The organism is Nitrincola alkalisediminis, from assembly GCF_009821115.1.
Classification (GTDB): domain Bacteria; phylum Pseudomonadota; class Gammaproteobacteria; order Pseudomonadales; family Balneatricaceae; genus Nitrincola; species Nitrincola alkalisediminis.
Window position 1 is genome coordinate 140,430 of record NZ_VYTY01000004.1, and the last position, 15,919, is coordinate 156,348.

Genomic DNA, 15,919 nt, shown 5'->3' on the forward strand with positions numbered 1-15,919 from the left:
TCCGTGTGGGTGATGTAAAAAAGACATATTATAAGCCTTAACTTGTTCAGCCTAAACCTAAGCTTGTGTTATTCTCATGTTTCTACGCAAGGTTGGGTGCAGGGAGCACTGATCGGTAGCAAATTATTTGATTTGGAGAGAACAATGGCACGCGGTATCAACAAAGTCATCCTGGTTGGCAACCTAGGACAAGATCCTGAGGTTAAGTACATGCCGTCAGGCAATGCAGTCACGAATGTAACCCTGGCAACCAGCGACACATGGAAAGATAAGCAAACAGGGCAGGCGCAAGAGCGTACCGAATGGCACCGTGTCGTATTTTTTAACCGTTTAGCGGAAATTGCGGGTGAATATCTGCGTAAAGGCTCTAAAGTTTACGTAGAGGGTGCGTTGAGAACGCGTAAATGGCAAGATCAAGCAGGCCAGGATCGTTATACAACAGAAATCGTCGCGAGCGAAATGCAAATGTTGGATGGCCGTGGTAGCGATAGTGGCATGGGCGGTGGCATGGGTGCAAATGCAGGTGGATATTCACAGCAGCCTGATCCAATGGGCTATGGTCAGCCTCATCAGCAAGCCGCTCCTCAGCAAGGGCGTCCACAACAAGCGCCACGTCAGCAGCCTCAACAATCACCTCCGCCCGCACCTCCAGCTGGGTTTGATGATTTTGATGATGACATTCCGTTCTAGTTTAAGACTGAATTAAAAAAAGCGGCCGTGGGTCGCTTTTTTTATATGAAGGTTATGATGGTGCTTGTCCATCAATAAAATGCACAGTCATAATGCATTATGAAACAATTGATTGGAGATCTACTATGTATAAGCTGGCCTTTTATGTTCCGGTAGCGGATGCTGAGAGCGTTAAACGAGCTGTGTTTGAGGCAGGTGCGGGGTGTGTTGGAGCCTATGAGCATGTGTGTTTTCAAACTCGTGGTGTCGGCCAGTTTCGTCCTCTAGACGGCGCTCGACCTCACATCGGTTCAGTCGGTGAGTTGGAGCAAGTTGAAGAGTTTAAAGTGGAAATGGTATGTGATGATGCGCATATTCATCGTGCGATCTCCGCTTTAAAGCTTGCTCATCCTTATGAAGAGGTTGCTTATGAAGTGTGGCGACTGGCGGATCTATAACGAAATGAGATGCTTTTAATTAAAAGTAATCTTTTAATCGTACGGGTAAAAAATATATGCATAACCTGAGTCTCGTACTTGACTCTAAAAAGGTGAGCTGACTTAATATAAGCAATCCCAAATACTCTGTTTCATTAACGCAGGGCCGTCAAGATGTCACAGTCGCTTCAGTTGCAAAAGAATCTAGACGTAAGTCCTTCGGTCAACGAACTCATCAATGTCTATGATAGTATCACTGGACGGATGAATGGTTTCTTGTACCGTTGCATAAATGACCCCAACTACACGATGGAATTAATGTCGGGTCAAGTGAAAAAACTCACAGGGTATGATGCGCGGGATCTTATTCAAAATCGACGAGCTTCATATATTTCCTTAATTTATCAAGATGACGTTGAAAAAGTTGATCATGCGGTTGGTAAGGCACTAGAGGCTCATCAAAACTGGGATGTCGATTACCGTTTGGTCCGCCCGGATAAAAGTATACAGTGGGTTAACGAGCATGGTGGTGGTGTTTTTGATGAGCAAGGTGAGTTGGCATTTTTAGAGGGGGTTGTTGTCGATATTTCTCATCGGATGCAATCTGAATCATCGCGCTTAGAGCGTATGTCCAGAGTCGAGTCGGTCAGTGGAGAGATTATTACGGAAACTCAAAAAATTCTGCAAATGTTAAAGTCACTGCGTTTGTTGAGTTTAAATGCCAGCATCGAGGCAGCACGTGCTGGTGAGGCCGGAAGGGGCTTTGCAGTGGTTGCGGAGCATGTAAAAGAATTGGCTGAAAATACAGGTAAGTCTGCTGAAAGCATTAATAAACTGATAAAGGAACTTGAATCTCAGTTAGAGTAAACACTTGAGCGTTTACGTTCTATAAATAATAAATGTTAAATTTTTTCATTATATATCGAATATTCGTAATGTTAAATATATATTATTGAAATACAAGATCTGTATACCTTTCCAAAGAAGTGTTTCGTTTTTTGTTCAAATGTATCATTTCCCTTCAAATTATAGGTGCTTTAAGCCGAGACGGCTGTCCAACAACAGCACCTTTTAGTTAGTGTATCTTTATCTCCTATGTTTAAGGTACATAATAATGAGAATCAACAGTCCTATTACCAATCGTGATTTTCCAGTACGTACTGACTGTGCAATTATCTCGCATACAAATGATAAAGGCATGATTACCTACGTTAATGATGAATTTGTTGAATATGCTGGGTTTTCACGTGAAGAGTTAATAGGTCAACCTCATAACATCATTCGCCATCCTGATATGCCATCAGAAGCTTACCGAGACATGTGGAGTACATTAAAATCGGGTAGAGCTTGGCAGGGAATTGTTAAAAATCGTAGAAAAAACGGCGATCATTACTGGGTGAAAGCCACCGCGACGCCCCTTGCAGAAGGGGGTTATATGAGTGTTCGCCTTAAAGCAACTGACGAAGAAATTAAAGCTGCGCAAATTTTATATCGTGAGATGAAAGAGGGTAGTGGGCATCGTTTGGACGGTGGTTATATTATTGAACCTGGCATTAAAAGTTATCTGAGTAAGCCTAAACGTATTTTTCAATCTCTAAGTTTTTCATGGAAATTAATTTTCCCTACCTGTTTAGTTTGCTTAGTTTTAATTGGCGTTATGGCGGATGGTTTGCGCCGTTTGCATTCAGAAACCCTAGATAGAGCTGGTTTTCAAAATGCAAACGATTTAATTGTGATGGCGTTTAATGCTAGACGATTTTACAGTGAACAAATACTTCCAAAGGCTCAAACGGCGGGTTTGACAATCTCGCATGATCATGTGAATTCACCGTCAACGCTTCCTCTTCCCGCCACTGTTATGCGCTCCTTAGGCGATATGACGAGCGGTCATGAGGGGTCAACTTTCCGATTATACAGTGATCAGCCATTTAAATTTCGCGAAAGTGGAGAGACAAGTCTTGACTCTTTCGAGCGAGATGCCATTGCATTTCTTAAGCAAAATCCACAAGAGAGTTATGGACGCCGTATTGAAATTAATGGTCAGCCTTTTTATCGTGTTGCCAGAGCAGATGTAATGAATCAGCCCAGCTGCTTAGCTTGTCATAATAATCATCCAGACAGTCCAAAGCGAGATTGGCAAATAGGTGATGTCAGAGGTGTCGCACAAGCAACAGTGCCCTTAGATGCTTTAAATAATGCATTTATGCATCCAGTAAAACAATTAGGTGTGTCAGTCATTACGATGGTTGGCGTATTAATTCTAATTATTGTGTTACTGACAAAAGGATTGCTTAAGCGACTATTGAAATTGAAGTTGGCAACGCGTGAAATTGCAGCAGGTAATCTCGTTGCACCACTTCCATTAGGCCGTAAAGATGAGATTGGATCTTTGTTTAATTCGGTTGTAATTATGCGGAATCGTTTATATGAAATACTGTTTCAAATTAATGTATCAACACGTGCACTAAGCGGTGCTGTTAGTGAGATGGCAAGTGCTAGCCATGAAACCTCTCGAGGAGCATTGGAGCAATCCAGTGCTTCTTCGAGTATGGCGGCGGCCTTGGAGGAATTAAGTGCCTCGGTGTCACACATAAGGGATAACTCTGACGCAGCCTTTCAGTCGTCTTTACAGGCTGGAAATGTGGCGCGTGAAGGTGCTCAAGCTGTATATGCCAACAGTAATGAAATGATTAATATTGCCGATGCGGTTAAGCATGCTGCTGAACGTCTTAAATCCCTTGAAAATCTTTCTGAAAGTATTGGCAAGATTGTTTCCACTATTCGTGGAATTGCCGAACAGACAAATTTGCTTGCTCTCAATGCAGCGATTGAGGCTGCACGTGCTGGCGAACATGGACGGGGATTTGCAGTGGTTGCAGATGAGGTGCGGAGTCTTGCTGAGCGCACTGCCATCTCAACTGTCGAGATTTCGAACATGGTGCAGCAGATACAGCAAGAAACCGAAGCTGCAGTTATCGAAATGAACTCTGGTGTTATCCGCGTTGTTGACGGGGTTGAGAAAGCAAACGAAGCTGGACAGTCTGTTGCTGAAATTGAAAAGCAAACTCAGAGCGTTGTTAAGGCCACCCAAGAAATTCAGCAAGTGCTAGATGAGCAGGTACAGGCATCAAGAGAAGTTGCGAATACGGTAGAAAATATTGCTCAACTGGCTGAAAGCAATGCAGTACAAGCAGAACAAGCATTACAGGCATGTGTCCAAGTACAAAAGGTGACACAGGTATTAGATGGCCTAGGAAAAGAGTTTAGGATTTATAAAGACTAGAGGTGTGTTTAAGGCTCAGGGTTATATTCCAACATATAACCCTGACCATATTGGTTGACAATTTTAAAGGGAGTAGGGTTGAACTGATTAAGTTTGGCGCGTAGTCGACAGATCATCAGATCGAGTGCTCGACTGTTGTCAGTTGTGCTCGCATTGCTCCACAGAGCATCGATTAAATCTGTTCGACTAAAAACCGTGTTTGCATTCGAATGTAAAAATAAAGATAAAAACTGGTATTCTTTTTTTGACAGGCGAAGACTCTTTTGTTGGTAGTGCAGTATGGGCTTTGTCTGGTCAAGATGCACTGAGTCATTGAAAGGGTGTGTTACATGACCATAACGTCTCAGTAATGACCAGGTTTTTGCAATTAAAACGGTTTTACTTAAGGGTTTGCTAATAAAATCATCTGCTCCTGCATGCAGTGCGGAGGCCAGTTCAAACTCTTTATTCTTAAGCGTCACAAAGATCGTAGGAGGAAGTGAAAAATGAGATGAAACCGTTTTAATTAAGCTTAAACCATCCATTCCGGGTAGAACCCAGTCAACCAGCAAAAGATCAAATTTAGTCCCTGACTTGATTGACTCAAGAAACAACTCCGCACTAATAAACAAACATGGCTCAAACCCGTAAGGTCTTAACCAATAGGCAATGAGTCGAGCCTGATCCATGTCATCTTCTACGATTGCAATTTTCTTTATCATTGTGCTTTATAAACTGATAGAACACTAAATGACGATATTAGCATGCTGGCAGTTTAAGTACTATGTATGCATACTCTTGTTTGATTATTTAATATATCTCAGTTATCGAGTTAACGAGTCTTGGAGCGCATCATGGAAAAGTTAATGCCAGAAGATGACTTTGTAACGCTTAGACGTGGGTTCTTGAATCGAGTTGATTTGAGACTGCAATGTATGAACAGCCTGTATGAAGAGTGGATGGACTCCCTCAGTTCACGAGAATCAAGTTCACTGCGTGACCTATATTACGAGGCCCATAAATTAGCTGGAGCAGCCTCTTGTTATCAGGTACATGATCTGACTATAGTGGCCCAAGAGCTTGAACGGCTCATTTATTCTATCAGCCAAGGATTACTGTTAGCCCCCGAAAAGGCGAGTAAGGCCGTCGAAGTGAGAAGGCAGCTCGATAGCATAGCAAGCGTATACTGCGATTATCAGAGACAGGGTCTAAACTAGGACGAATAGCATTATGTCAAGTGATCAGCAAGGTAAGTTCCTGGTCATACGTTGCATAGACTGGGTGAATGTGTTTAAGAATACTCACGCCGGCATAGGAGGCATTGCTTGAATCACTAGGAAAATTGAACGTCTGGCAGGCACTGGAATCCAGGCTTCGCAAAGTAGTAGCCTTGCATTAGTTCAACATTCAGGGATTTGAAGTAGAGCATCTCCGCGTCTGTCTCGATACCCTCAGCCAGTACCGTAATCGAAAGTTGCTGGCAAATATCAATCAGTCCTTTAACCAGTACTTGTTTTACTGAGTTTGTATCGATATTACGAACCAACTCCATATCAATTTTTAAAATTTGGGGAATAAAGTTGGCCAACATATTGAAGCCCGCGTGCCCAGCCCCAAAATCATCGATAGCTGTAATAAAACCTTGTTTTTCATAGTGTTCGAATATGTTACGCAAGTGTGCTGGATCTAAGACGACCTCTGACTCTGTGATTTCAAACATGAGTTTATTGATTGGAAACCCAGTCTCTGTCGCCGCTTGTAAGGTGCTCTGAATGCAGTGTTCAGGCTCGTAGACAGCATTAGGTAGAAAGTTAATACTTAATACTTTGTCTAGGCCTAGGTGGCTGGCCAACGTAATGGCTTTGACTCGGCAGGCTTGGTCAAAGGCATAGCGATTCTCATCGTTAACGCGAGACAGAACACTGTAAGCGGACTCTCCTGCTATGCCTCGAACAAGGGCTTCGTAACCGAAAATGCTTTTTTCACGGACATTGACGATAGGCTGAAACGCAAAGCTGAACTCAAAATCAAGAGGTGTCTGACAGTCTTTGCAACCTTTGCGTTGCGCTCTGTTTGAAATCATGTACAAAATCACCTTGAGTTAGAGAAAAATAGAAGCTATCAATACAGCACCTTGTTTAATAATATACATTAGTCAATTTCAAAGTAAATCGCTATGGTTGTGAGGCTCGAGTGCCTGACTTTTTAAGGATGATCCGGTATCTAAGGTATGCTAGAAGTCCCTCTATTCCTGAGATGCGTCTGTGTTATGATCCATTGGTCTAATTCTATTAATATATGCCGAGATGAAACTGAACTGTGTCGAATATTAACCTCATCTTTTTAATTGTATCTGTGTTGTTGTGCCTAAGTATCTTGGCCACGATTATCTCTGCGCGTGTTGGAATGCCATTACTTCTGGTGTTTTTGGGTATAGGTATGTTAGCAGGAGAGGATGGCATTGGAGGATTGAGTTTTCAGGATTTTGAGGTTGCGTATCTGATAGGGCATTTAGCCTTGGCAATTATTCTGTTAGATGGCGGTATGCGAACTCGAATGAAGACCTTTCGAGTGGGGCTTAAACCCGCATTGTCTTTAGCAACCTTAGGGGTTGTTGTCACCAGTGGCCTCACGGGCTTATTGGCCATGCTAATCTTTGACCTTTCGTTGCTACAAGGCATGCTGATTGGTGCAATCGTGGGGTCAACGGATGCGGCAGCCGTTTTCTCGATGTTGGGTGGCAAGGGGGTTCATTTGAACGAGAGGGTCAGTGCAACGCTTGAAATTGAATCCGGCACCAACGACCCTATGGCGATTTTTTTAACCATTACCTTCATTACCTTATTAATGAATCCCGGTGATGATTGGTACAGCAGTCTTATTCTGTTTGCCGAGCAGTTTGGGATAGGGTTACCGATCGGAATACTCGGTGGATGGTTATTTGCGCATACCTTGAAGCGCCTAGATCTGGCAACAGGTCTGTATCCCTTGTTGGTAACAGGTGTTGGACTGTGTATTTTCGCAGGTGCCAACATGTTGGGCGGCAGTGGATTTTTAGCCATTTATCTTGCGGGATTAATGATCGGCAACAGTGGCAGCCGTCACCTCTTGCATATTTTGCCTGTGCACGATGGTCTGGCTTGGCTGAGTCAAATCGGTTTGTTCTTGATTTTAGGATTGCTAGTGACGCCCCATGAAATGCTCGCCATTGCTTGGCCTGCGACCTTTTTGGCATTGGGGCTGATTTTTGTGGCACGACCGATTGCCGTTGTTTTGTGCCTCAAGCCCTTCTTCCATTTCTCTTGGCGAGAGTTAGGCTTTATTTCATGGGTTGGCTTACGTGGCGCTGTGCCGATTGTCTTGGCAATTTTCCCGATTATCGCGGGTGTTGAGTCTGCTGGCTTGTTGTTTAATATGGCGTTTTACGTCGTATTGATTTCACTGTTGATTCAAGGCAGCAGCTTGCCTTGGGTGGCCAAGTGGTTAAAGGTCGAAGTGCCGATGGCGACAGCCCCCTGTCATCGTATGCCCTTAGGGATTTTTCCTGAAAACGACTATGAAGCATTTATGTACACGGTGAAGCAGGATACCGTCCAAGGGGTAGAACTCAGGCGGCTGCATTTTCCATCTGGTGCGCGTGTCGGTGCATTGTTTAGAGATCATCAGCTGATTCATCCATCAGGCAGTACGCGTTTGCAAGTAAATGATGTGCTTTGCATTATAGGTCGCGATGCCGATGTTCCGATTCTAAATAAGCTTTTTAATCAGGAGCCTTTGCCCTTTAAACAACAAGCGCGAAGCTTCTTTGGTTACTTCACTCTGGATGGGAGTGCACCCCTGAAGGATGTGGCCGCACTCTATGGACTAGTGATCAGTCCTGATCAAACGCATTTAACCCTTGATCAGTTTTTGAGTCAGCGGTTTGGTGGTCATCCCGTGGTTGGGGACCGCATGGAGTGGAACGGAATACAATGGGTAGTGAATGAAGTGGAAGGCGATAGAATCACTAAAGTGGGCCTGCGCCTGATTTAACAAACTCCGTTGTATTGTCTCTGTTGGACTCTCAAAAGGTTAAGGGGAAGGTGGGCGCTGCTTGCGGCGCTCTCTGAGTTCGTTGAGTTTTAGCCCTTCTTCGGTAGGTAGGTGCTTTCCATCGCCTATGCGCTGTGAGCCATAAATGCCTGAATGCCCCGAAAAAAGGTAACTGACAATACAAGCGGTGGCTGCAAAAACGCCAATCTCTGCACCAAACAGCTCCATCGCCATTAAAGTGGAGGCTAGAGGAGTATTGGCCGCGCCTGCAAATACTGCCACAAAACCTATGCCTGCTAAAAATGCAAACGGCATATCAAACAAGGGTGAGAGTGCATTGCCAAGGGTTGCCCCAATGAAGAAGAGAGGGGTGACTTCTCCACCTTTGAATCCAGCGCCTAAGGACAGGACTGTGAAAAAGAATTTACCAATACTATCCGTGATGGAAAGGGGGGCATCAAAGGCCTCTAAAATGACGGGTATGCCTAAGCCTAAATAGCGGTCTGCTTCAAAGAGGCCTAAGCCAACCAAGACAGCAATCAGCAGTCCACCCACGAAAGGCCGTAAAGGGCTGTAGTGTATTCGGTGCTTCATAAAGCTGCTGATGGAGTGAATGACCTCAGCAAAGGCGCGCGCCGTAAGACCAAAAATGGCACCACAGACAATCATGACACCCAGGCTCCAGGCGGATATGGATGGAAAAATAGCGACGGTGAAATAGTCATGATGCACGCCCCACATGAGTGCGACTTGATCACCAACAATTGCGGCAATAATACAGGGCAGTAAGGCTTCATAGCGCAGCCGACCCGTTGCTAAAACCTCGAGGCCAAATACAGCGGCCCCGATTGGCGTGCCGAAGACCGAGGCAAAACCTGCACTGATACCCGCCATCAGTAAGATACGCCGATCATCATTCGAGAGTTTAAAAACACGGGTGAGTTGATCGGCAAGCGCTCCCCCCATTTGCACGGCTGTTCCTTCTCGGCCAACCGAAGCCCCGAAAAGATGGGAAATAAGCGTACCACCAAGCACCAATGGCACCATGCGCAATGGAATCACGCGTTTAGTGTCGTGAATTTCATCCAGCAGTAGATTGTTGCCCGCTTCAACACTTTGGCCAAAGCGAAGATACATCCAGCCCACAAAAAAGCCTGCAAAGGGCAGTAGCCATAGTAGCCAAGGGTGGCTAGAAAAGGTGTTCGAAACCCAGCTCAACGAGAATAAAAACAGAGCTGCTGCACTGCCCGCCAAAATCGCAACACCACAGGCCAAGATCAGCCATTTAGCAAGGTGTTTGAATAACCCGAGTGGGATTGGCGAGCGATGCATGGTCGTAGTCTCAGTCGAAAAGTGATTTACGGGAGTCTATCACCATTATCCTCCCCCAGAAAACCGCCGGATTGCCGTGCCCAGAGTTGAGCGTACAAGCCTGGTTGAGCTACCAGTTCATCATGGGTGCCCATTTGAATAATCTGTCCCTTATCCATTACGATTAAACGATCCATGGCCGCGATGGTCGATAAACGATGGGCAATGGCAATCACGGTTTTGCCTTCCATCAGTTTATACAGGTTTTCTTGAATGGCAGATTCCACCTCGGAATCCAACGCAGATGTGGCTTCATCAAGAATTAGAATCGGGGCATCTTTCAGCATGACGCGTGCAATCGCAATGCGTTGTCGTTGACCGCCAGAGAGTTTGACGCCTCGCTCGCCCACTTGCGCGTCGTAGCCCGTACGGCCTTTGATGTCTTTTAAGCTGAGAATGAAGTCATGGGCTTTTGCGCGTTTAGCGGCTTCGATGACCTCCTCGTCAGATGCATCGGGGCGACCGTAGGCAATATTGTCGCGCACGGATCGGTGCAATAACGACGTGTCTTGGCTGACCATACCAATATTAGCGCGTAACGACTCTTGCTGAACTTCGTGGATGGCCTGCCCATCAATCAAAATACGGCCTTTTTCAACGTCGTAGAAGCGCAGAAGTAAATTCACGAGCGTTGATTTACCCGCACCCGAACGCCCGACAATACCGACTTTTTCACCCGATTTAATCGAAAGCTGTAGCCCTTCGATGACACCGGATGCCTGACCATAATGAAAATCAATATGATCAAACTCGATCACGCCGTTTGATGCCTGTAGAGCCGGCGCGTTGGGTTGATCTTGCACCTCTTGCGCGACTGAAATTGAGCCGATGCCATCTCTGACGGTGCCAATGTTTTCAAATAAAGACGATACTTCCCACATAATCCATTGCGACATACCCGATAGGCGCAGCACTAAGCCAAGTGCAACGGCGACAGCGCCAATGCTGATCAGGTCTGATAACCACAGATAGATACTGAGGCCTGCAACCGATAGCAGCAACAACGAATTCAACAGATACAAGCAAGTGTTAAACAAGGTGACTAAGCGCATTTGCTTATGAACCGTGCTTAAAAAACCCTGCATGCTTTCTTGGGCATAGTCGGATTCCCGTTGAGAGTGAGAAAAGAGCTTAACGGTTTGAATGTTTGTATAGGCGTCGACAATGCGTCCGGTCATGATCGAGCGTGCATCTGCTTGGAGTTGCGAAACCTTACCCATTAAGGGGACAAAGAAACGTAACATGACAATATAGGCAACGATCCATACCAGCAAGGGCAGCATCAAACGCTGATCGGCACTGCCCAGAATGAACAGAGTGCCAATGAAGTAGACCGTGACGTAATTGAGCACATCGATCATTTTGATCACGCACTCGCGTACGGCAAGAGCGGTTTGCATGAGCTTGGTTGCGATGCGGCCTGCAAATTCTTCTTGGTAAAAGCTCATTGACTGTTTAAGCAAGTAGCGGTGAACCAGCCAGCGGATGCGCATGGGGTAGTTGCCCATCAGCACTTGGAAATTCAGTACAGAATGAATGAACACCAATAATGGCAGTCCCATAATAACCAAGGCCATTCCGATCAGTTTCCAGCCCTCGGTGGCTAAAAAGCTTTCTTTGTCTTGCTCAGACAACCAGTTCACAATATTACCAAGGAAGCTAAATAACCAGACTTCGACCAAGGCAACGCACGCCATCAAAACGGCTGCACAAGCGATCCAAGGCCACATCCCACGCGAGTAATGCAGGCAGAAGCGAATGAGGCTTTTTGGGGGTTGACCTAATTGTTCATCGGGAAATGGGTTAAGTCTGCTTTCGAACCAGCGAAACATGTGGACTCTCTGTTTTTTGTCTGTTGAGTTGTGCGGGAAATGTCATCAAGGTTGGGCGAGCCATGATGTTGATAGGCATTGAGCAGACGATTTAACACTAATTTAGACTGAATAGTCCAGTTTTTGTGCGAAAGAAAATCATTTAATGCGCGCACTCCATCACAAACCACACTCAGGATTCAAAGCCCCATTCCACTCAAGTTATTACGCAAAGCGAATGAGGCTTTGGGTTTCTAAGCCGCGAACTTAATAGTACTTCAAACCATCGGCTTTACCTCGGAAGGCGTAATACGCGACGGCGGTGTAGGCCGCAATAATGGGGATGACGATCACCGCGCCAAAGAAGATTATGGTCAAGGATTCTTTTGAGCTGGCGGCTTCATACAAGGTCATTTGGTTTGGAACGACAAAGGGGTAAAAGCTCAGTGCTAACCCCGCAAAGCTGCAGACGAAGATCACCTTGCAAATGAAAAAGGGTATCCAAGCGCCACGATCATTCGGTAGGGGCAGCCGCTTAAGTGCTAGATACCCCAATGCAAACATGGCAAAGCACAAAAGAGGAATGGCAGCGAATAAATACGCCAAAGGTGGTTCTGTCCATACCTGATACACATTGGCATTTACCAGCGGGTTAATCGCGCTGACCGTTAAAATACCGGCTAACGTCCAGACGCCTGCGCGTTTACATTGACGGATCGCATGAAACTGTAAATCGCCAGTCGTTTTCCCGATCAACCAAGCGTTGCCAATCATGGCGTAAGCCGCTGTCACACAAAGGCCACTAAAACAGGCAAAAATCACACTTCCGATGTGATACTCCAGCCCCATGACATAAATACCCAGCATAAAACCCTGGCTAAAGGTTGCGAGTAAGGATCCACACTTAAAGGTCCAGTCCCAGTGAATTTTACGCTCAGGTTTGACCTTAGCACGAAAATCGAACGCCACTCCTCGAAGAATAAGTCCGATTAATAGCAATGCTGCAGGCAAGTATAGTGCGTGAAGAATGGCACTGTGCGCTGCAGGGAAGGCCACCAGCAGTAAGCCTACGGCTAAAACAAGCCAGGTTTCGTTGGCATCCCAGAAGGGGCCAATCGATGCAATTGATGTATCCCGCCAAGCCTCTTGTTTCATGGGTAAGGTTATCCCTACGCCCAAGTCATATCCATCGAGAATGGCATACAAAAGCACGGCCAGAGCCGTTAGGGCGGCAAAAACCAACGCCAAGTTTTCCGCTGTTAATAGGCTCATACGCGGGCTCCTTCTGTGGCAATTTCCGTTTTCTTTTCGGGTAAACCGGGAAGCGATAAATCGTACTCTTCTACATCAATCGCGCGCTTGGCCAACCAGAATAGGGTTTTGATATAGGCCACCAACAACACTGCATAAAGTAAGAGATACATGATTAAGGTGAGAGCAACCTGCTCACTGGCGACCGTAGTAACCGCTTCACTGGTACGTAAGACGCCGTAGACCAAGTAAGGTTGACGCCCAATTTCGGTGACATACCACCCTGCTAGTGTGGCGAGCCACCCCGAAAAAGACATACCCATTAAGACCTTATACTGCAGGGGAGTGAGCTCATTTTTACGGTAGAGTCGCAGACTGCACCACCAGGCCACCAAGATCATCGCTATGCCTGTTCCCACCATTACCCTGAAACTATAAAAAACAGGCGCAACGGGGGGATGGGCATCTTCGAAGTCACTGATCCCTTGTAGCTCACCCTCTAATTCATGTGTCAGGATCAAACTCGCCAGTTTTGGAATTTCAATCGCAAAGCGGTTCGTTTGGGTTTCAGCATCCGGTATAGCAAACAGCACCAAGGGGGCGCCTTTTTCCGTGTGCCACAATCCTTCCATGGCCGCTACTTTTTGCGGCTGATGCGCTAAGGTGTTTAAACCGTGCAAATCCCCGATAAATGCTTGGCTAGGAGCCAACACCGCCGCACTAAACAGAGCGGTTTTGAGGGTTAGGCGAGGTGCCTTTTTATTATCGCCTCGGTACAAGCGATACGCTGAGATGCCTGCAACCAAAAAGCACACCGTTAATGCCGAAGCGAATAACATGTGCGTAAAGCGATAGGGGAAGGACGGGTTGAAGATGATCGCCAACCAATCCGTCGCGTGGGCCACGCCATCACGCATTTCGAAGCCGACTGGTGTTTGCATCCATGAATTCAGAACGAGAATCCAAAATGCGGACAAGGTTGTGCCGAGCGCAACCAATAACGTGGCCAAGGTGTGCAGCCAGCGGGGGACTTTATTAAAGCCAAACAACATAATGCCCAGCATCGTGGCTTCGAGGAAAAAAGCCGTCAGAATTTCATAGGCCAGCAAGGGGCCCGCAATATTTCCAACCGTTTCCATAAAGCCGGGCCAGTTGGTACCAAACTGGAACGACATGGTAATGCCGCTTACTACGCCTAAAGCAAAGGTCAAGGCAAAGACTTTCACCCAAAAGCGGTAGGCTCGCATCCAAACGGGATGTTGAGATAAATCAAAGCGAATTTTGAAGTACACCAGCAACCAGCCAAGGGCAATGGTGATTGTGGGAAATAAAATATGAAAGCTGATATTGGCGGCGAATTGTATTCGCGAGAGTAGCAGGGTGTCTAACATAAGGACCTCGCAGGTAGATAAGCACCGATCAACACACTACGCCTTTTTGGCAGGCTCTTTTTTACTTAAGAACGTATCCGTAAACTCCAGCACCTTGCCCACCCCCGAACCGAGTTTCATTAAAGTGTTCAGCTTATCGGGTGAAAGTGATTGCAGGCTTTGCGTCCACTCCGTAATGTTTTCCAGCAGGTCATGAATTTCGGCGATGCGTTTCTGGGCGTAGATTTCTTCTTGATTGGCGGCTTCGTCCATCATAATGTCGCGCAGTAATGTGAGGGTGGGGTCCATTTCGCGTTTGCGCCGTTCTTCAAATACACGATTAGCCATGTCCCAGATACTGCCTCGGCTTTGATAAAATTCACGTCGCTCGCCTTGTTTGTGAATCACCTGAACCAGCTGCCAACTGCCCAGCTCTTTTAAACCCATGCTCACGTTGCCACGAGAAATGCCGAGTAGATCCCCGATTTCGTTCGCACATAAGGGCTCTTCGCTGATGACCAATAAGGCGTAAATCTGACCCACGGTGCGGTTGAAGCCCCAGCGGCTGCCCATTTCGCCAAAGTGGTAAACAAAGGATTCAATCATTGGTGTTAATTGCATAGTTGTGCCTTTATTGAACTTTCAGAATTTTCTGAAAGAATAATACGCCTATGTCTTGATCTAGATCAACGCTTTTAAAGAAAATCTATGATTGAACGTTACAGGTGTGCTTGTTCGTGCATTTCTTGCATCCATGAGCGTGTAAATATGTCGAGGCTAGCGATATTCGAATTCACACCTATACTGATGTAAAAGTATAAGAAAGGGGGCCGCATGCGTATCGGTGTGTTAGGGGTAGGGGCGCTGACAGAGGCAATCGTGAGGGGCGTCCAGAAATCAAAATCGCCTTACCGTTGGTGTTTATCTCCACGTTCGGCGTTTCGTGTTGAGCGGTTATTGAGTTTGCCGCAGGTGTCCGTTGCGGCAGACAACCAAGCCGTGGTGGATCAATGCTCGACGGTGATCATCGGTGTTCGACCGAATGATTTGCAGGCGCTTGCGGCGCAGATCAAACTGACACCGGATCATCATCTGATCTGTGTTGCCGCAGGTGTCGAGCTAAAAACTCTTCAAGCGCTGTTTTACCCGGCCAAAGTGACTCGTATGATGGCAAGCATTGCAGCAGAATATCCCGGCGCGAGTGTTTTTTTCTTTCCAAGCGATGCGGCCCTGTCGACGTGTTTTTCAAATGCAGGATTTGGTGTTCAGAGTTTTTCCACGGAAGCACAGTTTGAAGCGTCAATGCTTAGCGTTTGTGTGAATGCATGGTGGTTAGATCAGATTCAGGCGTTGGCACAGGCCTTTTCGGATGAAACGGGGATGTCTTTAGTCGATGCTGTTGAGTTATTAGCGCGGGCTCAACAGGAGTCCGCAACCTTACTTAAACAACGCCGGAGCACCGCGCCCTCTGTTCTTGCACGTGAGATTGGAACCCCCGGTACGTTTACGGCGCGAGGCCTTTATCACCTGAAAGAGCGGCAAGCCGAAAAGCCTTGGGTGGATATTTTGAGTGAGTTACTGAAAGAGTTAAAGTCAATGCCATGATCGGCAAATGCATCTCATTTTTGTAAATTGAGAGTGTTTGAAAAGCTTTTACAGATATCGCTTTATCTAGAAACGCTTTTCGGGTAGATTTTTAGATATATTCGCATCAAA

General features: G+C 46.2%; 13 protein-coding genes. 6 read left to right on the top strand and 7 right to left on the bottom strand.

Going from position 1 to position 15,919, the window contains the following annotated elements:
• Positions 1-144 precede the first annotated feature (144 nt).
• The 4 genes from ssb to F5971_RS08360 all read left to right on the top strand — a co-directional run bounded on the left by ssb (position 145) and on the right by F5971_RS08360 (position 4,389).
• Positions 145-690, top strand: coding sequence for a single-stranded DNA-binding protein (gene ssb, locus F5971_RS08345; RefSeq protein ID WP_193494705.1), 546 nt, complete (start codon positions 145-147; stop codon positions 688-690).
• Positions 691-815: 125 nt separating this feature from the next.
• Positions 816-1,127, top strand: a complete 312-nt coding sequence (locus tag F5971_RS08350) for a YqfO family protein (protein ID WP_036511093.1) — start codon at positions 816-818, stop codon at positions 1,125-1,127.
• 153 nt (positions 1,128-1,280) lie between these two features.
• Positions 1,281-1,973, top strand: coding sequence for a methyl-accepting chemotaxis protein (locus F5971_RS18665; RefSeq protein ID WP_193494706.1), 693 nt, complete (start codon positions 1,281-1,283; stop codon positions 1,971-1,973).
• Positions 1,974-2,220: 247 nt separating this feature from the next.
• Positions 2,221-4,389, top strand: coding sequence for a methyl-accepting chemotaxis protein (locus F5971_RS08360; protein ID WP_193494707.1), 2,169 nt, complete (start codon positions 2,221-2,223; stop codon positions 4,387-4,389).
• Between the two features lie 8 nt (positions 4,390-4,397).
• Here the strand turns inward: F5971_RS08360 and F5971_RS08365 are convergent, their stop codons facing one another.
• On the bottom strand, positions 4,398-5,090 hold the full coding sequence (locus F5971_RS08365) for a response regulator transcription factor (RefSeq protein WP_193494708.1): 693 nt from the start codon (positions 5,088-5,090) through the stop codon (positions 4,398-4,400).
• 611 nt (positions 5,091-5,701) lie between these two features.
• Positions 5,702-6,451 (bottom strand): EAL domain-containing protein, encoded by a 750-nt coding sequence (locus F5971_RS08375; RefSeq protein WP_193494710.1) that lies wholly within the window; start codon positions 6,449-6,451, stop codon positions 5,702-5,704.
• A 236-nt stretch (positions 6,452-6,687) separates the two neighbouring features.
• On the opposite strand from F5971_RS08375, the gene F5971_RS08380 reads away from it, so the two are divergent.
• The gene (locus tag F5971_RS08380) at positions 6,688-8,400 is read left to right on the top strand and encodes a potassium/proton antiporter (protein ID WP_193494711.1); all 1,713 of its coding nucleotides are present in this window, start codon (positions 6,688-6,690) and stop codon (positions 8,398-8,400) included.
• 39 nt (positions 8,401-8,439) lie between these two features.
• On the opposite strand, the gene F5971_RS08385 is transcribed toward F5971_RS08380, so the two are convergent.
• The 5 genes from F5971_RS08385 to F5971_RS08405 all read right to left on the bottom strand — a co-directional run bounded on the left by F5971_RS08385 (position 8,440) and on the right by F5971_RS08405 (position 14,824).
• The gene (locus F5971_RS08385) at positions 8,440-9,732 is read right to left on the bottom strand and encodes a voltage-gated chloride channel family protein (protein ID WP_193494712.1); all 1,293 of its coding nucleotides are present in this window, start codon (positions 9,730-9,732) and stop codon (positions 8,440-8,442) included.
• 26 nt (positions 9,733-9,758) lie between these two features.
• Complete coding sequence (locus tag F5971_RS08390; protein ID WP_036511105.1) at positions 9,759-11,603, bottom strand: ABC transporter ATP-binding protein; 1,845 nt, start codon at positions 11,601-11,603, stop codon at positions 9,759-9,761.
• A gap of 246 nt (positions 11,604-11,849) precedes the next feature.
• Positions 11,850-12,854 (bottom strand): cytochrome d ubiquinol oxidase subunit II, encoded by a 1,005-nt coding sequence (cydB, locus tag F5971_RS08395; protein WP_036511107.1) that lies wholly within the window; start codon positions 12,852-12,854, stop codon positions 11,850-11,852.
• The gene (locus F5971_RS08400; protein ID WP_036511110.1) at positions 12,851-14,224 is read right to left on the bottom strand and encodes a cytochrome ubiquinol oxidase subunit I; all 1,374 of its coding nucleotides are present in this window, start codon (positions 14,222-14,224) and stop codon (positions 12,851-12,853) included. Before F5971_RS08400 ends, cydB begins: the two co-directional genes overlap by 4 nt.
• 36 nt (positions 14,225-14,260) lie before the next feature.
• Entirely contained in the window at positions 14,261-14,824 is a 564-nt protein-coding gene (locus tag F5971_RS08405) for a GbsR/MarR family transcriptional regulator (protein ID WP_036511113.1), read from the bottom strand.
• Positions 14,825-15,037: 213 nt separating this feature from the next.
• On the opposite strand from F5971_RS08405, the gene F5971_RS08410 reads away from it, so the two are divergent.
• Positions 15,038-15,808 carry a pyrroline-5-carboxylate reductase family protein gene (locus F5971_RS08410; protein ID WP_051514412.1) on the top strand — a complete coding sequence of 257 codons (771 nt, stop codon included), beginning with the start codon at positions 15,038-15,040 and terminating at the stop codon, positions 15,806-15,808.
• The last annotated feature ends 111 nt before the right edge of the window (positions 15,809-15,919 follow it).

What these genes read in the sequence shown, in the direction of transcription:
- ssb (WP_193494705.1), top strand. Translation starts at nt 145, where the DNA reads ATGGCACGCGGTATCAACAAAGTCATCCTGGTTGGCAACCTAGGACAA.
- cydB (WP_036511107.1), bottom strand. Translation starts at nt 12,854, where the DNA reads ATGAGCCTATTAACAGCGGAAAACTTGGCGTTGGTTTTTGCCGCCCTA.
- F5971_RS08375 (WP_193494710.1), bottom strand. Translation starts at nt 6,451, where the DNA reads ATGATTTCAAACAGAGCGCAACGCAAAGGTTGCAAAGACTGTCAGACA.
- F5971_RS08390 (WP_036511105.1), bottom strand. Translation starts at nt 11,603, where the DNA reads ATGTTTCGCTGGTTCGAAAGCAGACTTAACCCATTTCCCGATGAACAA.
- F5971_RS08400 (WP_036511110.1), bottom strand. Translation starts at nt 14,224, where the DNA reads ATGTTAGACACCCTGCTACTCTCGCGAATACAATTCGCCGCCAATATC.
- F5971_RS08360 (WP_193494707.1), top strand. Translation starts at nt 2,221, where the DNA reads ATGAGAATCAACAGTCCTATTACCAATCGTGATTTTCCAGTACGTACT.
- F5971_RS18665 (WP_193494706.1), top strand. Translation starts at nt 1,281, where the DNA reads ATGTCACAGTCGCTTCAGTTGCAAAAGAATCTAGACGTAAGTCCTTCG.
- F5971_RS08350 (WP_036511093.1), top strand. Translation starts at nt 816, where the DNA reads ATGTATAAGCTGGCCTTTTATGTTCCGGTAGCGGATGCTGAGAGCGTT.
- F5971_RS08385 (WP_193494712.1), bottom strand. Translation starts at nt 9,732, where the DNA reads ATGCATCGCTCGCCAATCCCACTCGGGTTATTCAAACACCTTGCTAAA.
- F5971_RS08410 (WP_051514412.1), top strand. Translation starts at nt 15,038, where the DNA reads ATGCGTATCGGTGTGTTAGGGGTAGGGGCGCTGACAGAGGCAATCGTG.
- F5971_RS08365 (WP_193494708.1), bottom strand. Translation starts at nt 5,090, where the DNA reads ATGATAAAGAAAATTGCAATCGTAGAAGATGACATGGATCAGGCTCGA.
- F5971_RS08405 (WP_036511113.1), bottom strand. Translation starts at nt 14,824, where the DNA reads ATGCAATTAACACCAATGATTGAATCCTTTGTTTACCACTTTGGCGAA.